Genomic DNA, 6,414 nt, shown 5'->3' on the forward strand with positions numbered 1-6,414 from the left:
GATATATAGCATTATAATCTAATAGGTGACAAGAATAATAACTATGTTATTTGTTAAACCTAATTTTAGAATGGTATCGAATTAAAGCAAATTTATTGGAGGAGTTGACATGAAGGAATTTATTTTTAATGCAACATTTGTGTTTCAAATAATAGTTTTTATTATATCTTCCTATTATATGATTATTTCCTTTTTCGGATTAAGATTAAAAAAGGAAGATAATAATGAGGTGGAACCACAAAAGTCCTTTGCGTTGATTGTTGCAGCCCATAATGAGGAGATGGTTATTGCACAAATAGTTGAGAGCTTAAAAAACCTTGATTATCCAAAGGAGCTGTATGACATATTTGTTATAGCCGATAATTGTACAGATAATACAGCAAAAATAGCAAGGGAACACGGGGCTCAAGTATTTGAGAGGTTTGATTCTAACAAACGTGGCAAGGGATATGCACTTGAGTGGATGTTTAATAATATATTTGAAATGGATAAAAAATATGATGCTGTAGTTGTCTTTGATGCTGACAATTTAGCTTCAAGGAATTTTCTAAAGGAAATGAACAAAAAGTTAGTTGCAGGATATAAGGTTGTTCAAGGATATATTGATAGTAAAAACCCAAATGACTCTTGGATTACACATTCATATTCAATAGCCTTCTGGAGTGCAAATAGACTTTTCCAAGCAGCAAGGTGGAAATTAGGGCTTTCTAACCAAATAGGAGGAACAGGTTTCTGTGTTGATACAGAACTACTTAAGAGGTTTGGTTGGGGAGCAACTTGCTTAACAGAGGACTTGGAGTTCACTTGTAAATTAGTTTTAAATGGATATAAAGTTGGTTGGGCACATACTGCTGTTATTTATGATGAAAAGCCACTAACTTTAAAACAATCTTGGAATCAGAGAAAAAGATGGATGCAGGGATTTGCAGATGTTGCAACAAGATATTTTACGAAACTTATGAAAAAGGCAATTAAAGATAAAGATTTTGTAGCCTTTGACTGTGCACTATATACAGTTCAACCTTTTATAATTCTTTTATTAGGTATGTCTTTAATTCTAACTTATTTACAAACACATTCAGAAAAAGGACTAAATATATTTATAATACAGTACTTATTTACACCAATAGTATGGAAACTGTTTAGTGTATTTCAGTTTATGTTTACTCCAATAGTAATGGTATTAGAAAGAAAATTATCCAAGAAGATGTTAGCATTTTTAGGGCTTTATTCATTAAATGTATTTTTAATGGACAGGGTAATTACAAGAGGAGATAGTATAATAAAAATATCATTATTAAATTTAGCCTATATAGGTATAGTGTCAGCTGCGATATTAAGTGTTGAAGGCATAAAGGGATTTAAAGTATATATATGGTACTTATTATATGGTATATATACAATAACTTGGATACCAATAACAGTACAAGGAATTATAGATAAAAATAAAAAAGAATGGAGCCATACTAAACATACAAGACAAATTAGTATTAGTGAAATAGAAGGAATCGATGGTTCAACAGCTGCATAAGAAGTTGCGAAAGCAACTTCTTTTTTTTGTAGAAAACACATAAATTTTAATAGTAATAGATTTAGGAGGAAATAATGAAAGTTTTTAAAAAGGCCTTTATAATATTTGTCATAATATTTATTTTCTTTATTATAAACATTTATCTTTTGGATAGAACCCTTAAACCAATAATTTTGGCCTATTGTGATGCAGAAGCAAGGGGAATTGCATTAGAAACAATAAATGAAACTATACGAACAGAGTTTAAAAATAAAATATCCTATGATGATATTATAACAGTAAAAACAGATAAAGATGGGAATATAGTTATGATACAGGCAAATTCAGTTGAACTTAACAGAATTGGTTCTGAAATTTCACTTTCTGTACAGGATAGAATAAGAAATATTGAGGGAAGAAAAGGTTCTATACCCATTGGTGTTGTTCTTAAAAATGATATACTTGCAAACTATGGCCCTAAAATCCCATTTAAAATGAAACCGGTAGGTTCTGTTAATACAAATTATAGGTCAGAGTTTCAAGCAGCGGGTATAAACCAGACACGTCATATTATATATCTTGACATAAAGGCAAGCGTCCAGGTTATAGTTCCATTTGCAAGAAATAATGTTTCAGTTACAACCAGTGTTCCAATATCAGAAAGTATAATAGTAGGAAAAGTACCAGAAACCTATGCAAATTTGGATTTTATGAAGGATATAACAAAATAAGTCTGCAAAATTGCAGACTTATTTATTTTCCCAATTGAATATATATGGCTTATTTCTATAGTAATCTCCATAGTTTAATCCATAACCAACTACAAAAACATCAGGAATTGTAAAGCACTTATAATCAGGAGTTAGTTCAACCTTTCTTCTTTCTGGTTTATCAAGAAGAACACAGGATTTAATGCTGGCAGGATTATATTTCTTAAGATATTCCATAACAAACTTCATTGTTATACCAGTATCCACAATATCATCAACAACAAGAACGTCAAAACCTTCAATGTTATCAGCAATTTCGTGAACTACTTTTACGTTACCTGATGATTCTTCGCTATGTCCATAGCTTGATGTGGTCATAAAACCTATTTTAACAGGAACAGATATGTGTCTTACTAAGTCAGCTGCAAATATAAAACTTCCTCTTAAGAGTGATAGAACATATAGTTTTTTATCTTTATAATCATTTGAAATAATAGCACCAAGTTCAGCAACCTTTGATTGTATCTCATCAGCAGTTATTAATATGTTTTCCTTTTTATTTTCCATCACTGTCCCTCCATTAAATTTGTATATTAAAGATAATATAAAATATTGTTTAAAAAAAGTCAAGAATTCAAGAGTGAATTTTAATTAAAAGTTGACGGTTTCTTTATATTAACATATAGTTTTAAGTAAAAGGAACATATATCAGTACACCTTGAGAGTACAAAGGGTTGATGATATAATTAATACTTAGTATATACTAAAAGGGGATGATTATATGATATATGGCAATATAGAAGGAATTAAGAAGCAGTATATAAATAGGTTAGAAGAGTTGTATGAATTAAACTGTGAAAAAGACATATTAATTTCAGAAGATATTTTAAAAATAATTTCTGAAATATCACAAGCAATAAATCGAGAAGTTGCAGTATACATAAATAGAAGGGGTAAAATTGTTAATGTTTTAGTTGGTGATAACTTTACTGCACCACTTGAGTTTATGAGTGAAAAAAGAAGTGAAAGAGGATTAAATGGCATTCGTTGCATTCATACACATTTATCAAATGATTCAAGACTGTCTGTACCAGATATTACTGCCTTAATTGAAATGAAGTTTGACACAATGGTGGCAGTAGCAGTTGTAGATGGAAGACCTGAAAGTTTTTCATTTGGCTATTTAAAGGTTGAAGAAGGATTGCTTAAAAATGAAGCTTACGTTGAGGGACCATATAGTATCAATGAGCTTGAAAATGTTCAATTTTCAGATGTTGTAGGAGAGATAGAAAAGCAAATTGAATATACTGCCCACGAAATTCAAAAGGGTGATAAAGAGAGAGTAATTTTAGTAGGCTGCAAATCAGAGGATGGCTATTCTATTGAAGAATCATTGGATGAACTACAAGAACTTGCAGAGACTGCAGGAGCTATTGTTGTACATAAGGTTATGCAAAATAAAGCAAAAATTGATCCAGCATATTATATAGGCTCAGGAAAGGCAAAAGAAATTGCACTATTAAGACAAAGCCTTATGGTAGATACCGTTATATTCGATGATGAATTAAATGGTGTCCAAACAAGAAATCTTGAAGAGGTAATAGGCTGTAAGGTTATAGATAGAACAACATTAATACTTGATATATTTGCACAGCGTGCTAAATCAATGGAGGGAAAGCTTCAGGTTGAACTTGCACAGCTTAAGTATAGACTGCCAAGGCTTATAGGATTAGGACACGTTCTATCAAGAACAGGAGGAGGAATTGGAACAAGGGGGCCGGGCGAGAAAAAGCTTGAGATAGATAAAAGACATATACGCGAGAGAATATATGATTTAGAAAATGAATTAGAAAGAGTTAAAAAAATAAGAAGTGTTCAAAGAGAAAGAAGAAAACAAAATGAGATTCCTGTGGTTGCTTTTGTTGGTTATACAAACGTTGGAAAATCAACATTGCGAAATAAACTATGTGAGCTCTATGGTAAGGATAAGGAAAAGGTTCTTGAGGCAAATATGCTATTTGCAACACTTGACACAACCACAAGAATTATTACGCTACCAAGCGGCAGAGATGTACTTTTTTCAGATACTGTTGGATTTATTAGAAAATTGCCCCACGATTTAGTGGAAGCATTTAAGTCTACACTTGAAGAGGTTGTTGAAAGTGATTTGATTGTTCACGTAGTTGATGGTTCAAATGATAATGCAATAGTTCAAATAGAGACTGTAAATAGAGTTTTAAAGGAAATTGGGGCACAAAATAAAGAAATTATTTTAGCAATTAATAAGATAGACTTAGCTAAGGAAGAAAATTTATATGCAATTAAGGCAAGATATCAAAATTGTGTTGAGATTTCAGCACTTAAGGAGATAAATTTAGATTTGTTTTTAAAGGAAGTAGAAGGGAGAATATTTTCTAAAATTATAAAGGACACAATACTTGTACCATATAAGGATGCAAGAATAGTATCAGAACTTCATTCCTTAAATTGTGTTAAAAATGAAGAATACAAGGAAGAGGGAATAGAGATTTTAGTTGAGGCTACAGAGGATATAATTAATAGATATAAAAAATATTTACAAATTAATTAGGAGCATATTGAAAAATTTATAAATATTTTGTATAATAAATAATGTAAATTTAATGCCGAGTCGCCAAAGTGGTAAGGCACCTGACTCTGGATCAGGCATGTGTGGGTTCGAGTCCTACCTCGGCAGCCATAATGAATATTAGGTAGAGATTGTTAATTTTTAGTAAATCTCTACCTTTTTTATTTTTAATATGATAAAATTTGATTAGTTAATAAATTAAGAAAAGTTAGAATATGATTTTTTAAAACTTGGCTAAAAGTATACGAATAAAATAAAAATAAATTATAAGATGAATTGTAAGTAGTATATTAGTTATAAAAAGAGAAAAATTAAGATTATATTCAAAGGGCAGATTAGGGTTTAAAATGTGTACATTTCTTATGGTTGTTATATTTTGATTGTCTAATAGTGAGTTGCCTGTCATATATAGAGTTTTAGGAATTCCCAATAGATCACATAGAGTAGGAGCAATATCTATTTGATTTATACTTTTTGTCAATTTTATATTGGTGTTTTTACTTATAAATACAAATGGAGTTAAAAATGTATTTTCTTCATATTTAGTATGCCCACCGAAGTCTTGGTGTCCGTGATCAGAGGTTATTATTATGTCATAGTTGTATTTGCTTAGTTGCTTATAGAGTTTGTATATTTCTAAATCAATCTTGCTTGCGGTGTTTTTATATTGCATTGAACTTCCACCAAAAGAATGTCCTGCATTATCTACTGACATTGGATGAACTATTAAAAAATCTGGTTTAAAACTATTTACTATGGAAACAGCATCAATAAAGGTAGTTCCATCTCTAATAAAATATGTTTTTTTATAGTGGAAGCTAAATGGAAACAGTTCATCTATCCAAAAATAACCACAAAGTGCAGTTTTGAGATTGTGTTTTATTGCTAAGTCAGATATTGATAACACTGGAGATGGAATATGTTGGTTATTTGATGAAATACCACTTATATCTGTTGGGGCACCAGTTAAGATTCTCATATACCCCGCTCTTGATATAGTTGGTTTATCAGATACCGAAATAGCAAATTTTGCGTCATTATTTTTTATTAAATTTTGAATAAAGGGCATATTATTTATTGCATCTAATCGTAATCCATCTACTATAATTAAACATACCTTTTTATTTGTAGGTTTTGAATTTGTTGTTATATCATAAAAGGTAAATTTGAACAAAGATATTGTAGAATTTAAAATTAATATATATAATAATAAAGTTAATTTTATATATTGAGGCATAAAATCATCTCCTGTTTGTTTAATATTAATTTTTGTAAAAGTAATCCTGAATTATTCACCAACCAAAAATTAAACTGAAAAATATTTATAAGAAATCTTAGTATAATTGTTATATGAATAAAATTTTCATAAATTACAGATATTTACATTAAAGAAGAATAGATTTCACCTATAGTATAAAATTTTACTTTTTGAACTTATCAAAGAACAATAATAAAAGAATTTCATTCTAACTTGTGAATATTTGCTACAATCTCATAAAAATCATTTTTATATGCGTAGCTACTGCAAAGCTTAAATATTATGTAGCGACTACTTCTTACTATTCTTGAGGCTATTTTCATTAGTT

General features: G+C 29.7%; 5 protein-coding genes and 1 tRNA gene. 4 read left to right on the forward strand and 2 right to left on the reverse strand.

Annotation, left to right across the window (positions count from 1 at the left end; all coding sequences use genetic code 11):
* Positions 1–109 precede the first annotated feature (109 nt).
* Together BUB63_RS08735 and yunB are read left to right on the forward strand one after the other, a co-directional pair.
* The gene (locus BUB63_RS08735) at positions 110–1,531 is read left to right on the forward strand and encodes a glycosyltransferase family 2 protein (RefSeq protein ID WP_073249142.1); all 1,422 of its coding nucleotides are present in this window, start codon (positions 110–112) and stop codon (positions 1,529–1,531) included.
* Positions 1,532–1,605: 74 nt separating this feature from the next.
* Positions 1,606–2,241 carry a sporulation protein YunB gene (gene yunB, locus BUB63_RS08740; protein WP_073249144.1) on the forward strand — a complete coding sequence of 212 codons (636 nt, stop codon included), beginning with the start codon at positions 1,606–1,608 and terminating at the stop codon, positions 2,239–2,241.
* Positions 2,242–2,259: 18 nt separating this feature from the next.
* Here yunB and hpt read toward each other — a convergent pair whose 3' ends face one another.
* Entirely contained in the window at positions 2,260–2,787 is a 528-nt protein-coding gene (hpt, locus tag BUB63_RS08745) for a hypoxanthine phosphoribosyltransferase (protein WP_073249146.1), read from the reverse strand.
* 214 nt (positions 2,788–3,001) lie between these two features.
* On the opposite strand from hpt, the gene hflX reads away from it, so the two are divergent.
* Both hflX and BUB63_RS08755 read left to right on the forward strand, forming a co-directional pair.
* Positions 3,002–4,810 (forward strand): GTPase HflX, encoded by a 1,809-nt coding sequence (hflX, locus tag BUB63_RS08750; RefSeq protein ID WP_027308060.1) that lies wholly within the window; start codon positions 3,002–3,004, stop codon positions 4,808–4,810.
* A 53-nt stretch (positions 4,811–4,863) separates the two neighbouring features.
* Positions 4,864–4,939 (forward strand) — tRNA-Gln (locus BUB63_RS08755).
* A gap of 112 nt (positions 4,940–5,051) precedes the next feature.
* Here the strand turns inward: BUB63_RS08755 and BUB63_RS08760 are convergent.
* The gene (locus tag BUB63_RS08760) at positions 5,052–6,065 is read right to left on the reverse strand and encodes an alkaline phosphatase family protein (RefSeq protein WP_073249148.1); all 1,014 of its coding nucleotides are present in this window, start codon (positions 6,063–6,065) and stop codon (positions 5,052–5,054) included.
* Between the last annotated feature and the right edge of the window lie 349 nt (positions 6,066–6,414).

The sequence above is a fragment of the Caloramator proteoclasticus DSM 10124 genome (assembly GCF_900129265.1).
GTDB classification, from domain to species: Bacteria; Bacillota; Clostridia; order Clostridiales; family Caloramatoraceae; genus Thermobrachium; species Thermobrachium proteoclasticum.

Coding starts and splice junctions, on each gene's coding strand:
- BUB63_RS08735 (WP_073249142.1), top strand. CDS start 110: ATGAAGGAATTTATTTTTAATGCAACATTTGTGTTTCAAATAATAGTT.
- yunB (WP_073249144.1), top strand. CDS start 1,606: ATGAAAGTTTTTAAAAAGGCCTTTATAATATTTGTCATAATATTTATT.
- hpt (WP_073249146.1), bottom strand. CDS start 2,787: ATGGAAAATAAAAAGGAAAACATATTAATAACTGCTGATGAGATACAA.
- hflX (WP_027308060.1), top strand. CDS start 3,002: ATGATATATGGCAATATAGAAGGAATTAAGAAGCAGTATATAAATAGG.
- BUB63_RS08760 (WP_073249148.1), bottom strand. CDS start 6,065: ATGCCTCAATATATAAAATTAACTTTATTATTATATATATTAATTTTA.